Origin of the sequence: methanotrophic endosymbiont of Bathymodiolus puteoserpentis (Logatchev) (assembly GCF_900128525.1) — a bacterium.
Taxonomy (GTDB): Bacteria; Pseudomonadota; Gammaproteobacteria; order Methylococcales; family Methylomonadaceae; genus Methyloprofundus.
The window spans coordinates 114,474-140,062 of the sequence record NZ_FQTQ01000062.1 but is presented as its reverse complement, the minus strand read 5'-3'; the positions used below and the strand labels follow the sequence as shown (position 1 = coordinate 140,062).

General features: G+C 37.9%; 21 protein-coding genes. 11 read left to right on the top strand and 10 right to left on the bottom strand.

The genetic code is table 11. The annotated features are described in order from the left end of the window. Nucleotides 1-82: 82 nt before the first annotated feature. Nucleotides 83-847: a YdcF family protein gene (locus tag BQ7314_RS04740; RefSeq protein ID WP_174482560.1), complete on the top strand. Its 765-nt coding sequence runs from the start codon at nt 83-85 to the stop codon at nt 845-847. A 111-nt stretch (nt 848-958) separates the two neighbouring features. Here the strand turns inward: BQ7314_RS04740 and pepN are convergent, their stop codons facing one another. From pepN to moaB, 3 genes are all read right to left on the bottom strand, one after another. Beyond that, on the bottom strand, nt 959-3,598 hold the full coding sequence (gene pepN / locus BQ7314_RS04735) for an aminopeptidase N (protein ID WP_174482559.1): 2,640 nt from the start codon (nt 3,596-3,598) through the stop codon (nt 959-961). A 193-nt stretch (nt 3,599-3,791) separates the two neighbouring features. Beyond that, nucleotides 3,792-4,172: a DUF423 domain-containing protein gene (locus tag BQ7314_RS04730; RefSeq protein WP_174482558.1), complete on the bottom strand. Its 381-nt coding sequence runs from the start codon at nt 4,170-4,172 to the stop codon at nt 3,792-3,794. Further along, complete coding sequence (gene moaB / locus BQ7314_RS04725; protein ID WP_174482557.1) at nt 4,173-4,697, bottom strand: molybdenum cofactor biosynthesis protein B; 525 nt, start codon at nt 4,695-4,697, stop codon at nt 4,173-4,175. A gap of 270 nt (nt 4,698-4,967) precedes the next feature. Here moaB and BQ7314_RS04720 point away from each other — a divergent pair, with 270 nt between their 5' ends. Next, on the top strand, nt 4,968-6,341 hold the full coding sequence (locus BQ7314_RS04720; RefSeq protein ID WP_174482556.1) for a cyclic nucleotide-binding domain-containing protein: 1,374 nt from the start codon (nt 4,968-4,970) through the stop codon (nt 6,339-6,341). Nucleotides 6,342-6,699: 358 nt separating this feature from the next. Here the strand turns inward: BQ7314_RS04720 and rpmG are convergent, their stop codons facing one another. Together rpmG and rpmB are read right to left on the bottom strand one after the other, a co-directional pair. Continuing rightward, nucleotides 6,700-6,855: a 50S ribosomal protein L33 gene (gene rpmG / locus BQ7314_RS04715; RefSeq protein ID WP_009726077.1), complete on the bottom strand. Its 156-nt coding sequence runs from the start codon at nt 6,853-6,855 to the stop codon at nt 6,700-6,702. 12 nt (nt 6,856-6,867) lie between these two features. Beyond that, the gene (gene rpmB / locus BQ7314_RS04710) at nt 6,868-7,104 is read right to left on the bottom strand and encodes a 50S ribosomal protein L28 (RefSeq protein ID WP_174482555.1); all 237 of its coding nucleotides are present in this window, start codon (nt 7,102-7,104) and stop codon (nt 6,868-6,870) included. A gap of 356 nt (nt 7,105-7,460) precedes the next feature. Here rpmB and gshB point away from each other — a divergent pair, with 356 nt between their 5' ends. From gshB to recB, 4 genes are all read left to right on the top strand, one after another. Beyond that, on the top strand, nt 7,461-8,417 hold the full coding sequence (gene gshB, locus BQ7314_RS04705; RefSeq protein WP_174482554.1) for a glutathione synthase: 957 nt from the start codon (nt 7,461-7,463) through the stop codon (nt 8,415-8,417). A gap of 2 nt (nt 8,418-8,419) precedes the next feature. Beyond that, nucleotides 8,420-9,286 (top strand): energy transducer TonB, encoded by an 867-nt coding sequence (locus tag BQ7314_RS04700; RefSeq protein ID WP_174482553.1) that lies wholly within the window; start codon nt 8,420-8,422, stop codon nt 9,284-9,286. 82 nt (nt 9,287-9,368) lie between these two features. Beyond that, nucleotides 9,369-12,509, top strand: a complete 3,141-nt coding sequence (recC, locus tag BQ7314_RS04695) for an exodeoxyribonuclease V subunit gamma (RefSeq protein WP_174482552.1) — start codon at nt 9,369-9,371, stop codon at nt 12,507-12,509. After that, entirely contained in the window at nt 12,499-16,017 is a 3,519-nt protein-coding gene (recB, locus tag BQ7314_RS04690) for an exodeoxyribonuclease V subunit beta (RefSeq protein ID WP_245394912.1), read from the top strand. The genes recC and recB overlap by 11 nt, the downstream gene beginning before the upstream one ends. A gap of 42 nt (nt 16,018-16,059) precedes the next feature. On the opposite strand, the gene BQ7314_RS04685 is transcribed toward recB, so the two are convergent. Next, complete coding sequence (locus tag BQ7314_RS04685) at nt 16,060-16,359, bottom strand: hypothetical protein (RefSeq protein ID WP_174482551.1); 300 nt, start codon at nt 16,357-16,359, stop codon at nt 16,060-16,062. Between the two features lie 405 nt (nt 16,360-16,764). On the opposite strand from BQ7314_RS04685, the gene BQ7314_RS04680 reads away from it, so the two are divergent. Continuing rightward, complete coding sequence (locus tag BQ7314_RS04680; RefSeq protein ID WP_174482550.1) at nt 16,765-16,965, top strand: hypothetical protein; 201 nt, start codon at nt 16,765-16,767, stop codon at nt 16,963-16,965. 390 nt (nt 16,966-17,355) lie between these two features. Then, nucleotides 17,356-17,916 (top strand): NUDIX hydrolase, encoded by a 561-nt coding sequence (locus tag BQ7314_RS04675; protein WP_174482549.1) that lies wholly within the window; start codon nt 17,356-17,358, stop codon nt 17,914-17,916. A gap of 119 nt (nt 17,917-18,035) precedes the next feature. Here the strand turns inward: BQ7314_RS04675 and BQ7314_RS04670 are convergent, their stop codons facing one another. Then, the gene (locus BQ7314_RS04670; RefSeq protein WP_174482548.1) at nt 18,036-19,220 is read right to left on the bottom strand and encodes an LBF_2804 family protein; all 1,185 of its coding nucleotides are present in this window, start codon (nt 19,218-19,220) and stop codon (nt 18,036-18,038) included. Nucleotides 19,221-19,233: 13 nt separating this feature from the next. Next, entirely contained in the window at nt 19,234-20,502 is a 1,269-nt protein-coding gene (locus BQ7314_RS04665; RefSeq protein ID WP_174482547.1) for a DUF3754 domain-containing protein, read from the bottom strand. 351 nt (nt 20,503-20,853) lie between these two features. On the opposite strand from BQ7314_RS04665, the gene BQ7314_RS04660 reads away from it, so the two are divergent. The 3 genes from BQ7314_RS04660 (at nt 20,854) to BQ7314_RS04650 (ending at nt 22,859) form a co-directional block, all read left to right on the top strand. After that, entirely contained in the window at nt 20,854-21,423 is a 570-nt protein-coding gene (locus BQ7314_RS04660; RefSeq protein WP_174482546.1) for a DUF937 domain-containing protein, read from the top strand. Between the two features lie 21 nt (nt 21,424-21,444). Next, nucleotides 21,445-21,939 (top strand): LysM peptidoglycan-binding domain-containing protein, encoded by a 495-nt coding sequence (locus BQ7314_RS04655; RefSeq protein ID WP_174482545.1) that lies wholly within the window; start codon nt 21,445-21,447, stop codon nt 21,937-21,939. Nucleotides 21,940-22,130: 191 nt separating this feature from the next. Then, complete coding sequence (locus BQ7314_RS04650; protein WP_174482544.1) at nt 22,131-22,859, top strand: ceramidase domain-containing protein; 729 nt, start codon at nt 22,131-22,133, stop codon at nt 22,857-22,859. A gap of 92 nt (nt 22,860-22,951) precedes the next feature. Here BQ7314_RS04650 and BQ7314_RS04645 read toward each other — a convergent pair whose 3' ends face one another. Together BQ7314_RS04645 and BQ7314_RS04640 are read right to left on the bottom strand one after the other, a co-directional pair. After that, complete coding sequence (locus tag BQ7314_RS04645) at nt 22,952-23,827, bottom strand: ribose-phosphate diphosphokinase (RefSeq protein ID WP_174482543.1); 876 nt, start codon at nt 23,825-23,827, stop codon at nt 22,952-22,954. 15 nt (nt 23,828-23,842) lie between these two features. Continuing rightward, on the bottom strand, nt 23,843-25,378 hold the full coding sequence (locus BQ7314_RS04640) for a thymidine phosphorylase family protein (protein ID WP_174482542.1): 1,536 nt from the start codon (nt 25,376-25,378) through the stop codon (nt 23,843-23,845). Nucleotides 25,379-25,589: the final 211 nt, after the last annotated feature.

The following is a 25,589-nucleotide window of genomic DNA, read 5'->3' as shown; positions in this document are numbered from 1 at the left end:
AACAGCCAGTTATAACGTTTTTTATATTGTAAATTTAAGGGCTACTGTACTAGTTTAATAACTTAGCTGCTATTATATGTGTATGGATATTTTTATTATATATGTTATCAAAACCTTATTATTACCACTATCTAGCTTGTTGGTTATCGGGGTTAGTGGACTATATTTATTAGATCAGAACCGGAATTTTGCAATAATGCTAATCAGTTTTTCATTTCTTACGCTATGGCTGCTTAGCTTACCGCTAGTCACAAGATATTTAGCGGCTACACAAGAAATTTACCCGCCATTAAATAATAAAGCATTAGAAAATTTCTCTGCACAAGCAATCGTTATACTAGGTGGTGGCTTACGTAAGCCCGCAGTTGAGTATACACAGCAAGTCACTTTAAAAGATAACACTTTAGTACGCGTACGCTATGGTGCAATACTAGCAAAACAAACGCATTTACCCTTACTAGTCAGTGGTGGAATGGTGCTTGATTCAGAACTTCCTTCTGAAGCTGAAGTAATCAGCGATATACTCAATAATGAGTTTCATCAATCAGTGCGTTGGCGAGAGCATCGCAGCCGAAATACAGCTGAGAATGCTCGCTATACACAAAAAATTTTACACCAAGAAGGCATACAACGCATTCTTCTCGTTACTCATGCTTTACATATGCGTAGAGCCGTTGAGCAATTTGAACAGCAAGGCCTACAAGTTCTGGCGGCACCGACAGAATTTTTATCGGGGTCAGGAAAAATCGATGTATTTAGCTTTTTACCTTCAGCCAAAGCACTAGAAAAAAATTCATTAGTTATCCATGAAATCATGGGGCGTGCTTGGTATAAGTTGCGTTATTAACGGGAGTTAAGTGAAATATGCCAAAAAGAGAATATATTGTGGGAGGGGCTTTTAGCCGCGATTTTATACAAGTCGCGGCTAAAAGCCCCTCCCACACCTTATCTTTATCTCTCAGCCCAAGCTCTTACTCGCTATTTCAAAGACATCTTTAGAGATATGTTCGGTATTAATAATGCGCTCTAACTGCTGCTTAATCAGAGTTTGGCGTGCTTCGTCAAAACGTCGCCATTGAGTTAAAGCACCCACCATACGCGAGGCTACTTGCGGGTTAATTTTATTTAAAGCAATAACTTGATCGGCTAAAAACTGATAGCCTTGACCATTTTCAGCATGAAAGTGTAATGGATTAGATTGACTAAAAGCACCAATTAAAGCGCGTACACGATTCGGGTTTTTTAAATCAAACGCAGCATGCTGTAATAAGCGTTGTACCACACTGAAAGTATCCGCTTGAGTGCTCATCGCTTGTAAACTAAACCACTTATCAATCACTAAGCCTTCATTTTCCCATTGTTGATAAAAGCTCTCTAAGCTAGCTGATTTTTCAGGGTTTTGACTATTGACCAAAGCACCCAAAGCCGCAATTTGATCCGTCATATTTTTAGCGCTGGCAAATTGTTTATTCACCAATTGATAACTTTTCTCCGTTTCTAACTGACTTAAATAATCCAAACAGATATTTTTGATTCTACGGTGGCCGATAGCTTTTGCACTCAGTTGCCCTGATTCTTCTTTATGGTTCTCTTGGTAAAGCGCACTAAATTGCTCATTCAATTGTTCGGCAAGACTGCGTTTAACAAAGTCTCGCGCTTGATGAATAGCAAGTACATCAACCACAGCCATTTGTTCGGCCAAATAATTCACACTAGGCAAAGACAGTAAACAAGCTAAGTACGATAAGTCAGTCCACGATTGTTCTAAAACCGTTTTAAAGCTAGTACATAAAATTTCAGGCAAAATTAATGTTTGACCTTGCTTCAGTGCATCTATTAAACCAAAAATAATAGCCGTGCTAAGTTGTTGTCCTGCTTCCCAGCGATTAAAGCTATCATTATCATGCTGTAATAAAAAGGCTAACTCGGTTAATGAGCGTTCCATCTTTAATTTAACCGGTGCGGAAAATTCACGTAATACTGAGATATGTGGAGCACTTGCTACCTTTTCAAAGATAAAGGTTTGACTGGCTTTTGTTAATTCCAGTGTCACTTCATTATCGGTTTCTTGACAGCCTGCAATATTCAACGTCATTACTGAGCCATCACCAGTAAATAAAGCGACTTTCACGGGAATATGTAAAATAGCTGCATTACTCTGTGTTGGAATACTTTGGTTTAAAGTCAGTGCTAAACTTTGCTGTTCTGCATGGTAGCTTGCCTCAACACTTAATACCGGCGTTCCTGCTTGCGCATACCAACGTCTAAATTGACTTAAGTCTTTGCCACTTGCATCTTCCATCGCTTGAACAAAATGTTCACAGGTCACTGCTTGCCCATCATATCGCTGAAAATATAAATCCGAACCTTTGCGGAAATTTTCTGCGCCCAATAGAGTTTGAATCATACGTACTACTTCTGCACCTTTTTCATATACCGTCAGCGTATAAAAATTATTAATTTCTATATACGCTTCAGGACGAATCGGGTGGGCTAAAGGCCCCGTATCTTCAGCAAATTGACGAGTACGCAAGGCAATCACATCATCAATTCGTTTCACCGCTCTAGAAGTTTGATCAGCAGTAAATTCCTGATCGCGAAACACGGTAAAACCTTCTTTTAAACTGAGCTGAAACCAGTCTCTACAAGTGATACGATTACCACTCCAGTTATGAAAATATTCATGCCCGATAACCCCTTCAATATGTTCATAATCCATATCGGTTGCTGTATCAGGTCGCGCCAATACAAATTTAGTATTAAATATATTTAAGCCTTTATTTTCCATCGCGCCCATATTGAAATGGCCAACAGCAACAATCATATACAAACCTAAATCATATTCACGGCCGTAAGTCTCTTCATCCCAGCGCATAGAATTTTTTAAAGACTGCATGGCATGGCTACATTTATCTATATCATGTGCCTCCACAAAAATTTTCAAGGTAATATCTCGGCCACTCATAGTTGTAAAGTGATCCTCAATACATTCTAACTGTCCAGCAACTAAGGCAAATAAGTAACAAGATTTTTTAAAGGGATCTTCCCAAGTCACCCAATGGCGGTTTTCTGTTAATTCACCATGCGCGACTTTATTTCCATTAGAGAGTAAAACGGGATATAACGTTTTATCTGCCACTAAAGTCGTCGTAAATCGACTCATCACATCGGGCCTATCTAAAAAATAGGTAATCTTTCTAAAACCTTGCGCTTCACATTGGGTACATAGCATCTCATTAGATATATACAAACCTTCTAAAGCGCTATTGGCTTTCGGGTTAATGCTATTTTCAATTTCTAATGTAAAGCTTTGGTCTTGTGGTACATGTTGTATAGTTAGCGCTTCATCTGTTAACTGATACTGGCTTTCAGTTAACGCCACACCATCTAAGACAATACTGACTAAATTCAAATCTTCGCCTAATAATTCTAAAGGCGCATGCTTAACTTGACTGTCTGGGTTAGAATTAAGCGTTAACCGCGAAACAACGCGCGTATGCTCAACATCGAGAATAAAATTTAAATCGACTGTCTGAATTAAATATTCAGGCACGAGGTAATCTTTAAGGTAAATGGTTTGAGGTTTGGTGTCTGTCATATCTATTACTCTCTATGCTCGGTATCGACTTTCTTGGGCTTGGGTGAAATCAGACTATAGGTAATACCTAATGCCAAAACCACACAAAAATATATAAAGGGCTAATTTGATTAAAATCAAAAACAATAATTTTTAGAAAAACAGTCATCAGCATTATGTACTGACTTAACATGACTACGCTTATCCATGCTAACTACGATTTAAAAGATTTGAAAGAAACAACCATAACTAATCCCCATGCAGCTAGAAAACATAGACCACCCAGCGGCGTAATCATGCCTAACCATGTCAAGCCCGATAAACTTAATAAATATAAGCTACCAGAAAATAAAACAATGCCAGAAAACATAGCCCATGCAGCATATTTTAATAAATTAACGTCTGGATTTTGTGCACGTAACAGAGCTATCAAACCTAGTCCAAACGCATGCCACATCTGATAGGTGACTGCAGTTTTATACACGGCTAACATATCAGGCGTTAAAATTGTTTTTAAGCCATGTGCACCAAATGCGCCCATTGCCACAGCAATAAAGGCACATAAAGCACTTAAAAAAAGCGTTACAGGATGCATTTATTTCTCCAAAAGTCGCGGCATTAATTGTACTAGGTTACATGGCTTGGTTCTAAAGTCTAACTGTTCACTGATCAAACTATCCCAAGCTGTACGACAAGCACCAACAGATCCGGGCAAACAAAAAATATAAGTCGCATTCGCTACGCCTGCCACAGCGCGTGATTGTATCGTTGAGGTTTTAATATCTTGGTAAGATAGCATTCTAAATACCTCGCCGAAACCGGATAAGGCTTTATCCAATAAAGGCTCAATTGCTTCAGGCGTACCATCTCGACCTGTTACGCCAGTACCACCCGTACTAATAATAACATTCACTTGTTCATCCGCAACCCATGAAGAAACGATTGCTCGAATTTGATAAATATCATCAGCCACAATAGCTTTACTAAATAAATGGTGACCAGCCGATTCTAAACGTTCCACCAAAGTTTTACCTGAAATATCTTCTTCTTCTGTACGCGTATCTGAAACGGTCAATAACGCTATATTAAGTGGAAGAAACTGCCTTTCATTACCGGACATATAAAAACCTATTTTAATTTTATCAAAGCTATTCGCAGTATTTTACACCAAGCTACGGTATAACCAATATTAGTGACCTTATATTAACAGCTATACCAAGTCCCATAAGTAAAACATAGCTTAGAGATGGGCGTGTTTGATGTGCGTTATAATGCATAAGTCATAAAATCTCTATTCCTTATAGCCATATCTCTAAAAAATTATTCACTAGCACAAGATGGATTTGAAACCTATAATTAAAACTCGTACTCTCAATAATAAAGAATTTTAATGGCTGTAGACCCTAATTCACTAGAAGGTCAAAACCTGCGCAAATCTTTTCCGCTGGTCACCATGCCTGCACAGCAGTTTAATCTATTATGTGCTGAAATTAGTGTATCTGAAATACCTAAAGGAAATTTTATATTTACTAGACATGACAGTACCGAAAGTTTTATATACCTTATTGATGGTAGCATTTCTTTAGAAGCAGGAACACTGCAAGTAGAAATCATAAATGCTGATTCTGACTCAGCTAAATTCGCACTAGCTCATCAATTTCCTCGTAAAATATCCGCACGAGCTATTAACAATGTCCGCTATATTAGTTTAAATCTCAATGCATTTGAGCAAAAAGAAGTACAGTATGAAGAAAAGGAAAGTGTTTATATGATAGATAATGAAGGTTCAGAAAAAGAAGCTAAAAGTAAGGGCGACTGGATGTCAACATTATTAAAGTCGCCTATCTTCCAACGCTTACCTGCAATGAACTTACAGCAAGTCATTATGAGCCTGCAGGAGATCAAGCTAAATAAAGGAGAGGTATTATTTCGCCAAGGTGATATTGGCGATTATTATTACTTAGTCAGAGAAGGACGCTGTACTTTAAGCCGTAAAGCCACTGAACGGGCAAAAGAAATTATATTAACTGAGCTGGGGGAAAACGAGACTTTTGGCGAAGACGCATTGCTCTCTGGCGAACCTAGAAGCATGACTATTACTGCTGCTACCGATATGGTGCTATCCCGTATTGATAAAGAGCGCTTTATTAAGCTGATTAAAACCCCTGCATTAAAATATATTACTTACCCGAAGCTATTAGAGGAGCAAGCTAAAGATACAGCTCCACTTATATTAGATATACGTCCAGTCAATAAATACAATGAAACACATATAGAAGGCAGCCGGAACCTTCCTTTCTTTTCCCTGCGCATGCAACTCAAAGACTTAAAAAAAGAAACTAAAAAAATTATTATTATTTGTGCAGATGGTACTTTAAGCGAAGCTGCTGCTTTTACTCTAATAAAAAATAAAATTGATGCAGTGATATTAAAAGGCGGCATGCAAAATGTCCCTAAAAATACCAGCCACACAGGTGAGGCAACTTTTACCATCGATGATAATGACCAAAAAAGTCATATCTTTTTTGAGAGAGATGAGACCGCTTCTGAAGATATATCTAGCACTATAGATCAACGAACTAATAATCCTGGTTCATTAAATCAAGAGACAGAACTCGATTTACAAAAAGAAAATACACACTTAAAAGCAGAAAATACACGCTTAAGCAATGAATTAGATAGTGCTAAAAAGCAATACCGAATGCTGTATAAACAAACTGAAAAACTAAAAGATATACTAGACAAGCTAAAAAGCTCAAAGTGACAAATAAGCAATACGACAACCTCCTAAAAAGATTATCACACTTATATAACTAGTACAGCATCCTCGAAATAAGCAATAAAGTAATAACACTATTAATTAAAAGCACACTTATACTTTTTTATATCACAAATTTAAGAGGTACTGTTACTAGACTAAAAAACAGCTGTAGAAGGTTACAACGATAACTTCTCATTATCCGCAGGTATGAAGTATCAAGAACATATAGGATGTTCTGACGATAGCAAGCACATCATGTAAACGATGCGTTTCGTTCCTCAGTACATCCTACGACACTCTTTGTACTCGTTAAAAATGAGAAGCTACTTACAACGAAGGCAACCAAAAGAGAACAATCGTGCTATTTTATTTTTGCTTCTTTATACATAACATGTTTACGTACTACAGGGTCAAATTTTTTGATTTCCATTTTTTCCGGCATAGTACGTTTATTTTTATCCGTTGTATAATAATGTCCAGTACCAGCAGAAGAAACTAATTTTATTTTATCGCGCATGAGTATATCCCCTTAAACTTTTTCGCCACGTTGACGTATATCAGCTAAAACAGCATCAATACCTTTTTTATCAATAATACGCATACCTTTTGCGGTTAATCTTAAGCGTACCCAACGGTTTTCACTTTCCACCCAAAATCTATGGTGGTGTAAGTTTGGATTAAAACGCCTTCTTGTTTTATTATGCGCGTGCGATACATTGTTACCAGTAATAGGGCGTTTACCCGTTACCTGACAAATTTTAGACATGATTCACCTCTAATGAGCCTTTATTCAAAGTTAGCCCGTCTTTATACCAAGTTTTTTCACAAAGGTAAACAATAATATATTTACGCAGTCGCTAAAATGCACTGAACCCCATTAAATATTCACACTATTAAAGTAAAAAACAGGCTATACTCGCAGGCAAAATAATATTAATCATGTAATTAGTTAGGAAGCAAAATTAAATAATCTCCGAAAGGACTGGCAGTGCTATGTAACCTAAAGTTCTGGATTTTATAAAGCGGACTAAAAATCCGCTCCCCCATTGTGTCGAAATTATTTCATACGCATTCCTTACCTAGGGAACCACTGACTCATTACCTATCAAAGAGACAAGCATTGTGACGATTAAACTTGGCATGGTCATGGATTCAATTGACCGCATCAACATCAAAAAAGACACCAGCTTTGCCATGCTACTAGAAGCCCAAGCGCGCAACTGGGAATTATATTATATGGAGTTAAGTGACTTATCCTTACTGAATGGAGGAGCTTACGCACATACCAAACATATCCGCGTAAAGCGTGATGCCAATCAGTGGTACGAAGTTATCAGCGAACAAAGCATTCCTTTGGCAACACTGGATAGCATTATTATGCGTAAAGATCCACCCGTTGATCAAGAATATATTTATGCCACACATATATTGGAACAAGCAGAAAAACAGGGTGTTTATATTGCAAACAAACCACAATCCTTACGTGATGCCAATGAAAAACTATTCACCTCTTGGTTTCCGCAGTGTTGTGCTGCCACTTTGGTCAGCAGTAAAGCCGAACAAATACGCGAATTTCTCCAAGAGCATCAGGAAATCATTCTCAAACCGCTAGATGGCATGGGTGGTGCCTCTATTTTTCATGTACGCCTTAATGATCCCAATATCAGCGTTATTATAGAAACCATTACCGCACACGGCACAAATTACGCCATGGCACAACAATATCTACCAGAAATAAAAGCGGGAGATAAGCGTATATTATTAATCAATGGTGAACCTATTCCTTATGCATTAGCACGTATTCCTGCACAAGGTGAAAGTCGTGGTAATCTTGCCGCTGGTGGACGTGCACAAGGACAAGCTTTAACAGAAAGAGATTACTGGATTGCTCAACAAGTAGGCCCTACGCTTAAAGCAAAAGGGCTAGTCTTTGTGGGGATTGATGTTATTGGCGATTACTTAACCGAAATCAATGTCACTAGCCCCACTTGCGTACAAGAACTGAATAATCAATTTGGTCTCAATATCTGCGCTCAATTGATGGATCATATTGAATCGATGTTACCAAAATCTGCATAAAAATGTCTGAACAAAGCTTTCAAACCTCTTCCCCTCTATCAAATAATGACACTCTACTAGTTTGTATCTTTTTTGCCGCCATTATTCATACTGCGTTTATTTTAGGTATTAACTTTACTAAACCTAAAGTTGATAAAACTAGCAAATCTATAGAAATCACACTGATCACTAATAAAGCAAAAAAAGCACCTGAAAAGGCAGAATTTTTAGCGCAAAGTAATCAAATTGGTGCTGGTGAAAAACGAGATAAACCAACACCAGCTGCACAAAAAATAGCTAGCTCAGGCACACATAGCAAACAACCACCTAGACAAAAAGTACTCAAACAGCCCAGCATAAAACGCCAAAAAATACTAACTCAAAAAACGGCTGAACAAAAAATTCAACTAACGGAAAAAGCCAAAGAAACGAGCAAACAATCTAAACCAAAATTATCTATGGACGCTTTACGCCGACAAGTATCAGAATTAGGTGCAAAAATACGTTACCAAAAGCCCAGTAGCAAGAAAAATCGCATTAAATTTGTTAATTCCGTCAGTGCACATAAATACCTTGCAGCACAATACATCACCGACTGGCAACGTAAAGTTGAAAGTACTGGTAATCTTAATTATCCAGCTTTTGCTAAGCGACCTGGGTTTTCCAGCAGTTTAATTTTAGATGTAGGCATAAAACCTGATGGCAGTCTTTATAGTATGCGTATCAGAAAATCATCCGGTTACCCTGCCCTAGATGAAGCAGCAAAACGTATCGTGCGTGTTAGCGCTCCTTTTCCACCTTTACCTAAAGACTTGCTTCAAGAACTCGATGTTTTAGTGATTACTCGCGTCTGGAAGTTCTCTGACGAGACCGGCTTACATACTCGTTGATATGTATGGGTAGTCTACAACGCCCTAGAAATGATAGTGTAGCCCCATATCAACGCATACCCTCTTACCTGCGATAAAAATCATGTTTATCCTACATAGCTCGAATAAAACAGAAAACTTGCTAGAACATTTAGCGACAATTATTGATACTGTCCCTTTAGACTCTCCCTTCTCTAAAGAAATTTTTTTAATCCAAAGTCAAGGCATGGAGCGCTGGTTAGCGCAACAATTAGCAACAAAATTTAAGACCTTTGCTAATTTCGAATTCTTATTCCCCAGTAAATTTTTTAGCCAAATGGCAAGGCAAATTCAGCAGCAATTACAATCTGATGAATTTGCCCGTGAATTAATGGTTTGGCGTTTTGAATTAATCTTACGCGAACTAGACGAGCCTGTTTTTTCTCCACTAGCTCAATATCTCAATGGCGAAAACACTGATTTAAAACGCTTTCAGTTAGCCACGCATTTAGCACAAGTTTTTGACCAATATCAAATAATGCGCCCGCAAATGCTCGATACTTGGCAGCAGGGTAAGCTACTCTATGCCACTAATACCGAAAAATGGCAGCAAGCTTTATGGCTTAAATTAACCGCGCAAACTGGCACACGGCATCGTGGTGCATTATGGTTGCAAACTATCGCTCAATTTGACCAACTCGCCGAAGGCGCATTAAACGAACAATTACCCGAACGAATTTCAATTTTTGGTTTAAATACCATGCCACCTTTGTTTATGGAATTCTTACAAGGCTTGGCTAAACATACCGATGTACATTTTTATTTGCTCAATCCAGCGCAAGCCTTTTGGGCGGATATGGTGAGTAGAAAACAAGCAGATTTAGATGAATTTGAAAATGGCCATCCTTTATTAGCTAGCTTGGGACAACAAGGACGAGAGTTTCAGCAAATGTTACTCGACCATGAATTTGCCGTCGAACTGAATAGTTTTGAGGAAGTTGAAGTCGAACTCAGTCTATTGCAGCAAGTACAAAATGACATCCTAAATAACTTAAGCGAATCCGCCCCTGTAGAGCGCGACAATTCGATTAGCATACACTCTTGCCATTCCCGTATGCGTGAAGTGGAAGTGTTAAAAGATCAATTATTACAAATACTGGAGAACGATCCTTCCATCGAACTACGCGATATTGTTATTATGGCACCGGATATTCAACAATACACGCCTTTTATCAGTGCCGTTTTTGATAGCATACAACACAGTATTGCTGATCGCAGTTTACGCAGTAGTAATGCCACCTTTGATGCTTACTTACGTTTTCTACGCTTAACCCAAGGCCGCTTTGGTTGGCAGGCGGTAATGGATTTACTCAAGCAAAAAGAAGTCTATCAATGCTTTGGTTTAAACGAAACAGATCTGGAGCTGATTAGCCATTGGGTCGCTGAAACAAACATACGCTGGGGGCAATCAGCTGCACATAAAAAACAACTGAACTTACCTGAATCCCCCGAAAATACTTGGCAAGCTGGTTTAGAGCGTTTGCTCATGGGTTATGCTGTCGGTACTGAGGAGGATTTTTTTGCGGGCGTTTTACCTTATAGTGACATTGAAGGTTCCTCTGCCCAAGCCTTAGGTGGCTTATATGATTTTCTTAACTTGCTGTTTAGAGCCAGTCAAGAATTAGCCAAAGCTTACACCTTAGAGTCCTGGTCAAAGCGCCTACTTTATTATGTTGATTTATTGTTTCCTGCAGAAAACATGGATGCCGTGCAACAAGCAGGCAAACAACAGATTAATGAAATTTTACTGGAACTAAGCGACACAGCCTCAGAGCTTCATCAGCAGCCTGTTTCCTTAGCTGTTATTTCAGCATGGCTGGAAGGACGAGTGGAAGAAACCGTATCCGCCAATGGCTTCTTGCGCGGCCAATTAACCTTTTGTTCGATGTTACCGATGCGCTCGATTCCTTTTAAAGTCATTGCCTTATTAGGCATGAATGAAGGCGAATTTCCACATGTTGACCATCACCTGACATTTGATTTATTAGGCAAAGATTTTAAACCAGGTGATCGCTCCCGTCGTGCTGATGATCGTTATCAGTTTCTGGAAATTCTGTTATCAGTACGTAAGCAATTAATCATTACTTATATCGGCCAATCGATCAGCGAAAATGAAGACATTCCTGCTTCCGTCGTGATTCATGAATTACTGGATATTATGCATAGCCATTATCAATTGACTGATCTAGTGATTAAGCACCCTTTACAAAGTTTTAGCTCTCGCTATTTTAGCAACACCCCCGACCTTATTAGTTACAACCAAACCGATTTAGCAACGGCAAAAGCTTTAAAACAATACAAACCCACTAATGAACCTTGGTGGCAAAAAGAATTAGCCCACGAAGAGCAAGAAGTACTAGAAATTAGTGACCTTTTTGCTTATTTCCGTCACCCACAAAAATACTTCTTACAACACAGGCTAAATATTCGCTTTGCACAAATTAAAGGCGAAGAACCAGAGCGTGAACCATTTGATTTAGAAGATAGCTACCGCATTAACCATCAATGGATTGAAGCTAAACTGCATGGGCGTAATCTATCACTGGAAAAGTTAAAAGCTCAAGGTCGCTGGCTTTCAGGTGAGTTAGGTAAAGTTGCTTTTGAAAAAAAAGAGCAGGAAATTGATCAGTTTGTGGAGAAAATTCACGCCAAAGAAGCAGGTACTGCACTCGACCCTTTAGCCATTGATTTAAATATAGGCTCTGTCCGTTTAGTAGGGGCACTTGCTAACACATACAACCATGCAAGTTTGTTTTATCGTTATGCACCGATAAAAGGTAAAGATTTTGTTATCGCTTGGTTACAGCATTTAATTATCAATCGAAAGCATGAACATATCACCCATTTAGTCAGTCAAGATGACTTTATCAGCTTTTTACCCGAGCATATCCAAGGCAACGAATTAGAACAATTTATTGCTTATTATCAGGCAGGGAAAAATCAGCCTGAGGCATTTTTTACGGAAGCCGCTTTTAGTTACGCCAAACAACAAGCTAATTTAAATAAACCCAAAGCTCGCTCTTCAAAACCTGCTATTGAAGCCGCAAAAGAAACCTTAAACAAAGCGCGAGAACAAAGCTATGAGCCAGAACTAAAGTTACTGTATAAAAATCTAGCGGATGTCGATACCTTATTAAATGCCGATTTTGAGCATTATTCCAACACTTTATTGTTAGCTGCTTGGGAGGCTACACATGATCTCTGAGCAAAATTTCAATCCGATTAAGACTGAACTAACACAAGGCATTAACCTTTTAGAAGCCAGCGCAGGCACGGGTAAAACCTACGCAATTGCCATGTTAGCTTTGCGTTTTGTGGTCGAAAAAGAATTAAATATAGAGCAAATTTTAATCGTTACCTTTACCCGAGCCGCTACTAAAGAATTAAAAGAACGTGTTCGCGCACGCTTAGTCGAAGCTAAACAATACTTCTCAGGACAAAGCACAAATATCGATGACAATATTAGATTATGGGCAGAACAACTTATAGCCACGGGTGAGATTAGCGTAGCAACAGCAATCAAGCGTTTAAATAATGCACTATTAAGTATCGATCAAGCGGGCATATTTACTATCCACGGTTTTTGCCAACGCTTATTAAAAGAACATGCCTTAGAAAGTGGGCAAATGTTTGATGTTGAATTAAGTGATGAAGTCGCTACTGTCCGTCAACAAATGGCAGACGATTTCTGGCGGACACAAATTTATCCACGCAGTGCTTGGGAGGTTTCATTGCTTTGCCATGAATACGAAACTCCCGATGCTTTATTAAAAAGCTTAGATAATGTTGCCAATACTCTTACCATATTTCCTGATGTTGAAGATATAGATGCTTTATTGGACACTATAAAAAAATTGGCCATCACAGCACAAGAGAGCTTAGCTAATCAAGGCGACACATTAAGTGAATGTGTTAATGCAGGATATTTCAAACAAACCTATACAAAACGCTTTGCTGAAAATTATAAACAATTAAGTCAATGGCTAAACGAAACCGTCAAGGCCGATAAACACTTCAAATGCACCCTACCCAGTGCCAACTGTTTTAAAGATTTTAGCGCCAACACTTTAAGCAAAGAAATTCGTGTTGCCAATAAAGAGCAACTCACTTTTGATAGCACGGTATTTGATACGCTCGCTAATGCGGTCAATAAAGTCAGCCTTGTTTTACGCCGCGCCTTAGCCCAAACTTTGCAAGAAAATTTAGATATTCGCCTGCAACAACTGAATGTCATGTCGCATGACAGTTTAATCACCCGTACTGCTGAAGCTCTTGCTAATACTGGCGGTGAATTATTAATTGCCGCAATTCGCCAACAATATCGTGTTGCCCTAATTGATGAATTTCAAGATACCGATCAAACGCAGTGGTATATCTTTGCACATTTATTCGCTGCCGAAGAGCAGTCTTTATATCTCATTGGTGACCCAAAACAAGCCATTTATAAATTTCGTGGCGCCGATATACACTCTTATTTATCTGCCAAAACACAAGCCAAACAACATTACACGCTGGGTCATAATTGGCGCTCACATCCCGATTTAGTCGAAGCGATTAATCAGCTCTTTCAACTCAATAGCAATCCTTTTGTTTTTGAGGATTTAAACTTTAATGCGGTCAGTCCAGCACTCAGTTCAGAAGATGGCAGCTTGTATAATGATGACACGATGTTGCCACCTTTAGCTTTATGGCAATTGGCAGAGAGCGAAAAAAAATCTGGGTATTGGACTTCAGGCATAGCCGCTGAAGCATTAAAAATCGCCATTACCAATGAAATTGTTGAACTACTAACAGGGCCAACTCAATTAAAAATAAAAGATAAATCACGCGCTTTAAAACCCGCCGATATTGCCATTTTAGTACGCACAAATAGCCATGCAAAACAGTATCAACAATGCTTAAAAGAGGCTGGCATTCCTGCTGTTTTAAATAGTACCGAGTCGGTTTTTAAAAGTGATGAAGCGAGTTATTTACATATCCTGATGCAGGCTTTAGCACAACCCAGCGATATGGCTTTACTCAGACAAGCACTGACTTTATCGTGGTTTGCCTTAGATGGGCAAGCCCTACATAAATTACTGAGTGACGAAGTACAACTAGGGTCTTGGCTGAATCGCTTTCAAGATTACCATTTACTGTGGCAAAAAAATGGCTTTATGGCAATGATGTTGCGCTTATTGAGCCAAGAAAATGTACGCGTACATATCGCCAAAACGCAGAATGCCGAAAGACAAATCACCAACCTGCATCATTTATTGGAGCTAATTCAACAAGCCAGCCTCGATGATCATTTAGGTATCCATAAAACTATCGCATGGCTACGTACAGAAATTACCGCAGAAAATGCCGGTGATGAACAACAATTGCGTTTAGAAAGTGATGCCGATGCGGTGAAAATTATTACTATGCATCGCTCAAAAGGCTTGGAATACCCTATCGTATTCTGCCCTTACCTTTGGTATAAGCGCAATACATTAGCCAGCGAAAAACATTTAATTACCTGTCATGCGCAAGGTGAAATGATTGCCGATTTAGGCTCTGATCAATTTGAGCTACACCGAAAAATTGCCATACAAGAAGAACTCGCCGAAGATTTACGCATTTTATATGTAGCACTGACCCGTGCTAAATATCGTTGCTATCTACCCTGGGTTAATGAGCGTTCTGAAAAAAAGCCTAATCAATCTGCCTTCGCGTATTTATTAAGCGGTGAAAAAGCCTTTGCTGACATGAGTTTTGCCGAACAACAAGCAAGCTTAAAGCAATTAAGCAACGACTACCCTGCGAGTTTTAGTTACCAACTAATCGATAAAGACAACACCTTACAAGGCAGTTACCAAGTAAGCAAAGCGGAACAAGATTTATCCGCACACCAACAAAAACGCTATTTATATAGCACTTGGCAAATGAGCAGTTATACCGCTTTATCCTATTTAAGCCTACATGATGCGCCTGAATTACCTTTAGATAAGGCTGAAGAAACCAGCGACCCTACTCACCAAGGTACACAGCAAGAACCTTTAGCCTTAGCCAAAGGCGCGCATACCGGTAATGTCTTACATGACTTATTAGAAAATATTGCCTTTAGCAAACTAGCCTTACGCGAAGACATTAGTGAGCGACGCGATAATACCTGTAAGCGTTACGGTCTAAAAGTAGAGCAACCAGAAATCATTGATGAACTACTTTATCAAGCAGTGACGACTCCACTTGCATTTGATGATACAAAATTTACCCTAGCCAACCTTAATGACCGACATTGCCTAAAGGAAATGCCGTTCTATTTAACACTCGCTGATTTTTCCACTGAAGCAATTAATTATCTTCTGCAAGATAGCCCTACGTATAAAAGCTTGTCAGAAAAACAAATGCAAGGCTATCTCACTGGGTTTATTGATTTAATCTTCGTTTACCAAGGGCGCTATTATGTTCTGGATTATAAAAGTAATGCCTTGCCAGACTATCACCCAGAAACTTTAATACATGCCATGCGCGAGCATAATTACGGCTTGCAATACTGGATTTATAGTGTTGTTTTACATATTTATTTACAAAAGCGTTTACCTAATTATCAGTTTGATAAGCATTTTGGTGGTGTGCGCTATTTATTCCTGCGTGGTATGCAAGCCAACCAAGCAATGAGTGGTGTGTTTAGCGATCTACCTGATCAAACACGCCTGAATGAATTAGTCGCAATCCTGACAGCATCATAAATGTAAATATTGAGCCTACCTCTTCAAATTAGAAAAAGGCTTTCACTCGCTAAAATTATCAACTTTACCCTCCTTTGCCTGGTCACTTTTAATATTTTTTGCGAACCCTGCTCCCTTTTTAACTTTGGCTTCAAGCTCTAGGTCATTAATTACTTTACGGTAATCAAGCCCTGATTTATGCATAGCCACAAAACAAGTGACTATGGCTGCAATGGTATTTGGTACCTCGCCTTTTTTTTTATAAGCCTGAATATTTTTTTCACTGACTTTTATCAGTTTACTAAATTTTGGCAGGCTTATTTCAGCATCAAGTAACTGTTTTTTAAATTCTATAAAGGTCATAAGCAATTACCTTAAGCAGTTTTGTAATAACCGTTCAGGTTCTCCTAATAAAAGAAGGTAATGGCATTGGGTTAGCCATGACTATTAAATTAAGGCACTTGAACAGCTACATTTTATAAACCTAGAAAATCAGTTGCTTACGGCTTCTAGCACAAGCTCTTAATGCCTTCAAAAAATCTTAGCTTATCCTGTGGATTAAACTAAGATTTTTTACAAGTACTTTGAAACCAGCATCTTGCACTATAAATTCGCGATTCAACTTATTTTATTAGGATAAAGGAAAGGCTTATTATAGCTTATATCTATTTTTATTGACCAATACCAATAAAAGATATACTATCACCATAAATTATTACTATATGTAATAGTTTATTTCTATAGACAACTATTTCAAAGGTGTAAATTATGTCAAAAATGATTAAGAAAAAATCAGTAAAAAAAGTAGCTAATAAAATCACTAAAAAAGCAGTTTCTAAAAAAGTTATTGCTAAAAAAAATGCTAAATCAGTACTAAAAAAAGTAACTAAAATTACTTTAAAGAAAAAACCATCTAACAAAAAATCTGCTCTAAAAGTAGCTAAAAAAGCCTTAAAAAAAGTAGCTTAACCCTTTAAAGCTGCTCTTTAGGAATCGAATATCTAAAAGCAGCACTAGTTCTCAAAGGGCTAGTGCTGCTCTGTATAACCAAAGTTTTAGATATTATAAAATAAGTATTCCTTAACTTATGCTCTTCCTTTAAAAAAGAGCATAAGGATAAAACACCCCCCATCTACCTTTTACTTTTCTGGTTGTATTTCTATTATCATTATATAGGCTTATATCTCTAAGCTATGCAGAATATCGAGTTTAATCACTATTTTCGAAAACTGGATTATTGTTTCACGTGGAACAATAAATAAAAACAAGACAAACTTTTATCCGCTTATTTATTGTCACTACTCGTTATTTTCAGAACTTATACACTGACTATACGAATTCACAAGGGGAAGAATAACAATGGGCGCTGGAGTCATACCTTTTTCTGTACACGATAAAAATATCTATTTTTTATTTCAAACCGTATTTTCCGGTCGAAAAACGGGTTATCTAATTGATTTCGGTGGTGGTCTTGGTGCGGGTGAAAATTACCAAGAAGCTGCGATTAGGGAGTTTGTCGAAGAAACTGAAACGATGTATTTCTCAAATGATCTACAGCTTGCAAAACGATCTATTGAAAGCGTTAATGCCCAAATACCTATTGTTAAAGCATTGTTTGATAAAACTCTCGTAGAACACCCTGATTACTACTGCAAACGCGCCACTGTCAATCAGCTGAAACCGAAAGATTGGCAAAGCTTCTTTATCAAATTTCCCTATCGAGATATTACTGACCTAAATTATGTATGGAAAAATGACCAGACTGGACGATTTAAAAAACGACGTGAATTAGTTTGGATTGGAGCTGATAAGTTACTTACTATTTATGCATCTGAGCCAGACCGATTATGGAAGCGTGTTCGACAATTGGAAAATGCTAGAGACGTTATCTTAGCTATACAGAAAGATTTTATGCTTTAATTTTATTCTCAAACCCTTGCTTGGGAATACATACAACAAAACTCTGCTGTGACTTTCTCAGTAAGCAGAGTTTATGACCGAGAAAATATTCACAGACTAAGGTCCCTACCGTTACTCTTCTACCCTGCTTTAAAATCTAAAACACATAATTCTTTCGCTGCATGTAGCTCGCCGTTTAATAATAAGTCTTTAAGCTTTTCTGTACGCACCATATACACTTCGGTGTGTTCTTTAAATGCTTGCGGCAAATGAAAACGCTCTAGTTGCGATAAGTGACCATCAAAAGCAGCTGAAACACTGAGTAAATCAAGTAAAAAATATCGCTCTTGTTCTGAAACCTCATCTAAAAGGACAAGAAAGTCTTCCCAATTATCGTATTCTTTATTTTCTTCAATATTAAATTTGTCACATAAACGAATTAATAGCACCAACATATTCGGATGATAATTCTGCGCTAATACCATCATAGTCGCAATTGCTCGCACTGAGCCTTCGCGCGCTTTAGGCCCAAGCTTCTCAATCAATTCATCGGTTAAGATATCTCTAATAATATGCTCCGCCAATTTATTACCAAACAGTCTTAAACGCGCTTCTCTAGCCACTTTATATAAAGTAAACGCATCCCATATACCGGTAATAGGAATAGCAACCCAGCTAAAAGTAAGTCGTACTTCACCTTTACCAAAAAGACGAATACAGATAAATTTCACTAGCATACTACTTAAAATAACTTTCGCTTTATATAAAAAAGCAACCATCAATAGTTTTGATTTAGATAAATGTTTAAGTGGATCAATTCCCAAGTAATGAATAATAGGATCAGGAACTTCCAAAGCCGCACGCGCTAAAATATTTGGCACGGCATCATCACCAGGTAAACACGAACCTTTTACTGCCTGATTATGTCCCGTTAAACAGGCTAAGCTATAAACTATTTTCATGCCGAGCCAAAATAATACTGACATTTCCAAAACTAGCATCACTATAAGCACACTACCATACAGTAAATAATAAGAGGTGCTATCCATGGTATCCATATAAGTCCATTCGACCCAAATGGTAACAAAAGTGGTTAAAGCACCAATGGCAAACGCAATAACTGCGGCAAAAGCAGTAATATTGGCAGCCAGCGTTTTTAAAGTAATATCTGGTGCCAAATCATCAATACTGATATTTTCCATATCCGCAGTGCCTGATTTTTTAGCCAAATAGCGGTAATATCTAACACCTATTTTTTCTAAAAACCCTGCTTCCTCTTCACGACTATAAGCCGCTTTTTTTGCTTGTTTATTCACTTCAGACATTTTTTATCCTTATTTAAACTATCTCTTTACTATCAATGATCTGATCCCACTGTTGCCTTAATCGACTATTTGCTTCAGCTAAGGGAATAGTCTTAATCAGTTGATCAAAACGTGATAATAACGATGATTTTTGTAATTTATCCAAGCCATCATCAATTTCAAAATCCATAGGAATCTCATATTTTTCGTAAATATAATTTTCAATGCATTGATCTAAACTAGCGCGGCTCGTCTCACCCTTGATCAACAAAAAGAAATACGCCAGTATCGCTTCTTTACACTCTTCTGCTTCTGCCGTATCAACTAAATAAGTCAGCGCCCCCATATTATTATCTAAGCTATAAAAATACAGATTCTTAGTTAAAGTGGCACTATATTTAGCGCGTTGTGAAAAAATTTTAGATATTTGTCGCCATAACAAACCCAATAACCCCCCAATAGCAATTAATGCCGAAACGGGATCGATGGTAGCACTAAGTTTGCCAATAGTAGCCATGACACCCCCCGCTGTCCCCCCTCCTCCCGTTACGGCTAATTTAATTTTATCGAAAAGACGCATTTTTATTCGTGTGTTAGGAAATTGCATTTCCAAATCTGCACGTGGAATATCTTTAAATAATTTTAAATAGACGACATCATTGTCATTGTTAATAGCAAATTTTTTTAAAGCTTTGTCGGCTTCTTTTTCAGCTTTTTGTGCCGACATTTTTTTATTGTTTATAAAATATTCTACCCACTGTTGGCGATTTTTAGGCTGTAGAAAAACAAATAAACGCTTATAAATTAGAATATCAATGGGCTGTTTTTTAAAACTGAGTTTTTTCCAGTTTCGATACAATTTTTGCTGTATTGCCGAGCCACGATAAAACAAAGCAACTTCAGCGAAATCATCAAAATCAACAGAAACCTGTACACCATAAGGCGAAATTTTATTTAGAGCCTCATTCAAATCATCCTCTGAAATTCGCTCATAATTAGCATCTTCTAAAATAGCGTACAGCTTATCTTTTAAGTACGCTAACTTTTTACCAGAATTTTCTTGAGGGTTTATTAAAGTATCTCGATCCGGATTAAACGGTAAATACAGTTGCTTTAAATCCTGTAAATATGCGTGAGATTGAGCATGGAATAACGAGGTATAAGTTGAGCAGAATTGTTTAAATTCAAGATGCTGCTCTAAGGGTAGTAAATCGGAAGTTAATAAGTCACTAATCAACCTATCTAAACTAATCGGGATAAAGCGCTCCAACACATCAGCTTGATATTGGGTGTTATTCTGCATAAATTTCCTCATTTTGTGCATTTATTAAGCTATTATCTACCTAGGTAGCCCTTCACTGCCATTAAGTTAAGGAATTAACTCATTGGGGCGCAGTGCTTTAGCCTGCTATTTTCAGCTATGAAAGCAGGCTAAAGCACTGCGCCCCATATTCTATTGCTCTTAGCTTAATGACAGTGAGGTAGCCCTTAGGATAAATAAAATTTTACAGTATCCCCTGAGTATAGCGCTAGTATAAACAGCTTAAATGCTTTATATTCAAATAATGTGTTTTCTTGATTTAAGCTAAATTTAATAATTATAAAACACTGTAAATGACTATAACCTAGAAATTTTTTATATTGAGGAGATTCAATGGGACTTTTAGATACACTTTTAAGCGGTCAAAGTGCTCAACTTGTGGCTCAGCTAGCCAAAAATAGCGGTATTAATAGTACTGATGTGCAGAATGTTATGGGTCAATTATTACCTGCTCTTTCTCAGGGAGTTAAAGCTAATGTTAGCCAACCAGGTGGTATTGATCAGTTAATCGGTGCTTTAAGTAAAGGTAACCATCAACAGTATATTGATGACCCCCAAGCTTTAGCAGATGCTTCTGCTATCAATGAAGGTAATGCAATTTTAGGACATGTCTTAGGCAGCAAAGAAGTTAGTCGAAATATTGCCACTCAAACTGCACAATCTACTGGAGTGAGTACTGACATCGTTAAGCAATTATTACCTTTAGTCGCAACCGCTATGATGGGGGCGTTGAGTAAAGAAACCAGTAACAGTTCTATCGGAGGCGTAGGCAATTTAGATTTAAGTAGCTTACTGGGTAGTAATTCTAGTCCTGTTGTCGGTATGATCACTTCATTTTTAGATTCAAATAACGATGGTGATGTGACTGATGATTTACTAAATTTAGCTAAAAAATTCTTTTAATTTATTATCACGGAGATACATATGGGACTTTTTGATTTTGCAAAAAACATAGGTAGTAAACTTTTTACTAGTGATGCAGATGCCGCTAAAAATATTACCGATCATATCTTATCGAACAATCCTGGAGTAGAGAATCTTAGTGTCATCTTTAAAGATGGCGAAGCAACTCTAATTGCTGAATCCAATACTTTTGAGGCTGCACAAATAGCCGTATTAATGGCAGGAAATGTTGAAGGCGTTACTAAAGTCATACCAAAATTTCAAATTAACGACGTTACCACCGATACAGAGGAAGGAGAAGAAGCTACCACTGAAGTCGATATAGTTGCCGCGTTAGAGCCTGCTAATATCGAATACTATATTATTCAAAGCGGTGATTCTTTATCTAAAATTGCTAAAAAATATTATAACAATGCGGCAGAATACCCGCGTATTTTTGAGGCTAATAAAGAAGTTATTAAAGATCCTGGTCTTATTTATCCAGGACAAAAAATTAGAATTCCTTTGGATGAATAAGCGCAACACTTTAGTTGATGTAGCACTAGCCTTCCTCTGGAGACAGGCCGTGCTTTCTAATACTATCAAATATCAGTTGCTAGCGCTATTCAACTACTAAGGACTGAGACTTTTATACCCCCGAAACTGACTTGTCTTTTTGTCCAATTCCGGGGGTTATTTCATCCTCAGTCTTAAGAAGGGATTATAAAATGTTATCTACTATCCCACGCCTTATACTGTTTACTATTATCGCTGGCCTTCTAGTTTTTGTTATCAGCACAGATCCTATTCCTCAGGACCTTGTTTACCACCTTTTAATTGACCAACGAAAGTGGTTTATAGTACCTAACTTCGCCAATATTATCAGCAATCTACCCTTCGCTACTATTGGGCTATCAGGCTTATTTCTTGTCTTGAAAAATAAAGAAATATCTATCTCTTGGTACCTATTCTTTATCGGTCTTTTTTTGGTTGCACCCGGCTCAAGCTATTACCATTTACAGCCCAATAATCAAACACTGCTTTGGGATCGTTTGCCGATGACAATTTGTTTTATGAGTTTATTCTCAGCCTTATGTGCAGAGAACATTTCTTCCCATTATGAAAAATTTATTCTACCTATAGCTATTTCCTTAGGTTTATCTAGTGTCATCTACTGGTACTACACGGATGATTTACGATTTTATGCACTTATTCAATTCGGTGCTTTGCTTTCTATACCCCTTATATTGAGTTTATATAAAAGCCAGTATAGCCACAATTATTATCTGCTTTATGGTTTACTTTTCTACCTGCTTGCCAAAGTTTTTGAACTCAATGATAGCTTTATCTTTGAGCTGACAGCTCACTTATTAAGCGGTCATACAATCAAACATTTACTAGCTGCAGCAGCGACATACTGTGTATATCTGATGCTAAAAAAACGACACAGTTATTAGTTTCCCTATTTTGTCCTTGCAACACTCTAATTTGCATTCGGCCACAATACCTAAGACCTCTCCTATCGTTGAGGTAACAAACAAATTAAATACTACAAAATATCCCAAACTGCTCCAGCCAATAAATTATCCAGATAAATACAAGCCGTCGAATGACTAATACTATCGGTACTCCAAATGTTTTTCACCCCTGCCTGCAAAATATGAGCTTCGGCATCACCGCAAAATAGCGGGTGGGTTATCACAGCATCAATTTTCTGCGCACCAGCCTCTAGTAGTAGCTCAGTTGCCTTAGATAGGGTTCTACCAGTGCTAGCCATATCATCAATAATAACCACCGGCTGATTGCTAAAATCAAAATCAGGCAAACTTACTTCTACTTGTTTATCACCCCGACGTATTTTTGTCGCCACAGCAAAATCAAAACCAATTTTATTGGCAATAGCTGAGACCCATTGTTCTGACTCACTATCAGGGCCTAACAATAAGGCATAGTCTAATTTTTTCTGAAGAAACTTAGCAACCTCATTAGCAGCGGTTAAACTTATCGCATTTTTAATCGGTATTGCCTGATCTAAGGAATTAATACGATGTAAATGGGGGTCAACGGTAATAACATCATCAAATAACTCTGCTAGCATCTGCCCCATAATCCGTTGACTTACTGCTTCACCTGGTTGATTAGCAATATCCTGACGCATATAACTGAGATATGGAGCAATCAGCGTCAGTCGTTTTGCGCCTAATTGTCGCGCAGTTCTGGCACAAAATAATAATTCAATTAATTTATCATTCGGTTGATTCAGGCTACGACAAATAAGCACATGCTCTGGCAATGAGGGGGGTAATCGGACTAAGCTTTCACCATCAGGAAAATGATGTATATGAACATTTTCTGTTGGTATTGCTAAGCGTGCCGCTAAGCGTTCAGCCTGAAGTTGATAATCAGGAAATATGAGCATTAACATAATGAGTATTCCTACTTAAAAATCAACCAATGGTTTTAATATTTGTTCTTTCTCTCCTATTACATAGCCACTGTTCTGTTGTGCTAGACTGGTAGAAAAATTAAAATCGGCAGGGAATTCTGCATAAATTTTATATAGAGCCTCACCTTTTTTCACTTCATCTCCTAATTTTTTCAATAAATCCACACCTGCTTTTTTATCCATTGGCGCACCTGCTAAGCGGGCAACTTTTGACATTTGAAAATTATCAATACTAATAACAACTCCATCGCGCTCTGCACACACTTGATAGCATAATTCTCCAAGCTGTAAATCAATCTCACTCTCACCTTGAGCTTTGATAATATCGTGCATTTTTGCATAAGCACGTCCCGAATCTAAAATATCTCGAGCAATTGCATAGCCTTGCCCACCGCGTACATCAGGGTCAAACTCAATAATTCTACCTGCTAATAATAAAGATTTCTGACGTAGGTCAGCGGGTGCACTAGGATCATTATTCAATACCTGCATAACATCGCGCGCTTCCAATACAGGACCAATACCTTTACCTATAGGTTGTCTACCATCAGTAATCATCACTTCTAAATGAATATTTAAATGATCACCCACAAATTCAAATAATTTACGTAGAGCCAAGGCTTGACGCATATGACGCACTTTAGCCGTTGGCCCTACAGGAATATCAATAATTAAATGAGTTGATCCAGCCGCTAATTTTTTGGACAAAATAGAAGCAACCATTTGTCCTTGAGAATCTATACCTAAGGGCCTTTCTACAGAAATTAGCAAATCATCTACAGGAGCCAATTTTGCCGTTCCCCCCCATGATAAACATCCCCGCTCTTGACGCACAATATCCAGCATCTGACTAGGTTCGATATTTACATTAGCTAAAACCTCCATAGTATCTGCCGTACCAGCTGGTGAAGTAATCGCTCTACTCGAGGTTTTAGGCATTAACATACCATGTGCCGCAACAATAGGGACAACTAACATCGAAGTACGATTACCTGGAATACCACCAATACAATGTTTATCAGCAACAAGTGGCTCATGCCAATCCATTTTTTCACCGGACTCCAGCATCGCTTGAGTTAAATACAATATCTCATCTCGATCGAGGTTATTTTGCCCTGTTGCCACTAAAAATGCAGCCATTTCCATTTTTGAATAACGCGTTTGTACAATATCATGCGCAATGTCATTAAAATCTGCCTGATTCAAACGCTCACCATTAATCTTACGACGCACAGCATCCATAGATTTAGGGGGTTCTGCATGATTCACCGTAACTAAAGTACCTTCTTTAACCTTTAAGTAATTAAAGGCTTGTTGTGATAATCCTAATTCTCCTGGCAGCACAATTGAATTGTCATCTACAACATTCAATACAGCTAATAGCTTTGAACCATCATTACTGACCTGAATTTTGGATAAGGCCTGAAAACCTTCAGCCCGATAAACACTACATTCACGGTTTAAATAAGCGACATTTTCATGGTAAGTATCAATTCCCACCTGACGAACTTTTAAAGTATCAATGCTCATAGTTTTTTTATTATTGTGTTTTAAGAGTAACGAATAATATAGCGATGAAATTTACAGAGGCTCTTTCACCTACATTATCAGAAAAAGTAGTTAACACTCACGTTCATTGTGGATAACTCTGTGGATTATGTTAGTAACACACTGTGCGTAATCTGTTGCTTGATTTTAACCCCGTTTTTTCACTCAGGTTCAGTACACTTAAGTCCAAACT

Bases quoted from the DNA above. Each gene is read 5' to 3' on its own strand.
- BQ7314_RS04740 (WP_174482560.1), top strand. From the start codon at position 83: ATGGATATTTTTATTATATATGTTATCAAAACCTTATTATTACCACTA.
- pepN (WP_174482559.1), bottom strand. From the start codon at position 3,598: ATGACAGACACCAAACCTCAAACCATTTACCTTAAAGATTACCTCGTG.
- BQ7314_RS04730 (WP_174482558.1), bottom strand. From the start codon at position 4,172: ATGCATCCTGTAACGCTTTTTTTAAGTGCTTTATGTGCCTTTATTGCT.
- moaB (WP_174482557.1), bottom strand. From the start codon at position 4,697: ATGTCCGGTAATGAAAGGCAGTTTCTTCCACTTAATATAGCGTTATTG.
- BQ7314_RS04720 (WP_174482556.1), top strand. From the start codon at position 4,968: ATGGCTGTAGACCCTAATTCACTAGAAGGTCAAAACCTGCGCAAATCT.
- rpmG (WP_009726077.1), bottom strand. From the start codon at position 6,855: ATGCGCGATAAAATAAAATTAGTTTCTTCTGCTGGTACTGGACATTAT.
- rpmB (WP_174482555.1), bottom strand. From the start codon at position 7,104: ATGTCTAAAATTTGTCAGGTAACGGGTAAACGCCCTATTACTGGTAAC.
- BQ7314_RS04700 (WP_174482553.1), top strand. From the start codon at position 8,420: ATGTCTGAACAAAGCTTTCAAACCTCTTCCCCTCTATCAAATAATGAC.
- recC (WP_174482552.1), top strand. From the start codon at position 9,369: ATGTTTATCCTACATAGCTCGAATAAAACAGAAAACTTGCTAGAACAT.
- recB (WP_245394912.1), top strand. From the start codon at position 12,499: ATGATCTCTGAGCAAAATTTCAATCCGATTAAGACTGAACTAACACAA.
- BQ7314_RS04685 (WP_174482551.1), bottom strand. From the start codon at position 16,359: ATGACCTTTATAGAATTTAAAAAACAGTTACTTGATGCTGAAATAAGC.
- BQ7314_RS04680 (WP_174482550.1), top strand. From the start codon at position 16,765: ATGTCAAAAATGATTAAGAAAAAATCAGTAAAAAAAGTAGCTAATAAA.
- BQ7314_RS04675 (WP_174482549.1), top strand. From the start codon at position 17,356: ATGGGCGCTGGAGTCATACCTTTTTCTGTACACGATAAAAATATCTAT.
- BQ7314_RS04670 (WP_174482548.1), bottom strand. From the start codon at position 19,220: ATGTCTGAAGTGAATAAACAAGCAAAAAAAGCGGCTTATAGTCGTGAA.
- BQ7314_RS04665 (WP_174482547.1), bottom strand. From the start codon at position 20,502: ATGCAGAATAACACCCAATATCAAGCTGATGTGTTGGAGCGCTTTATC.
- BQ7314_RS04660 (WP_174482546.1), top strand. From the start codon at position 20,854: ATGGGACTTTTAGATACACTTTTAAGCGGTCAAAGTGCTCAACTTGTG.
- BQ7314_RS04655 (WP_174482545.1), top strand. From the start codon at position 21,445: ATGGGACTTTTTGATTTTGCAAAAAACATAGGTAGTAAACTTTTTACT.
- BQ7314_RS04650 (WP_174482544.1), top strand. From the start codon at position 22,131: ATGTTATCTACTATCCCACGCCTTATACTGTTTACTATTATCGCTGGC.
- BQ7314_RS04645 (WP_174482543.1), bottom strand. From the start codon at position 23,827: ATGTTAATGCTCATATTTCCTGATTATCAACTTCAGGCTGAACGCTTA.
- BQ7314_RS04640 (WP_174482542.1), bottom strand. From the start codon at position 25,378: ATGAGCATTGATACTTTAAAAGTTCGTCAGGTGGGAATTGATACTTAC.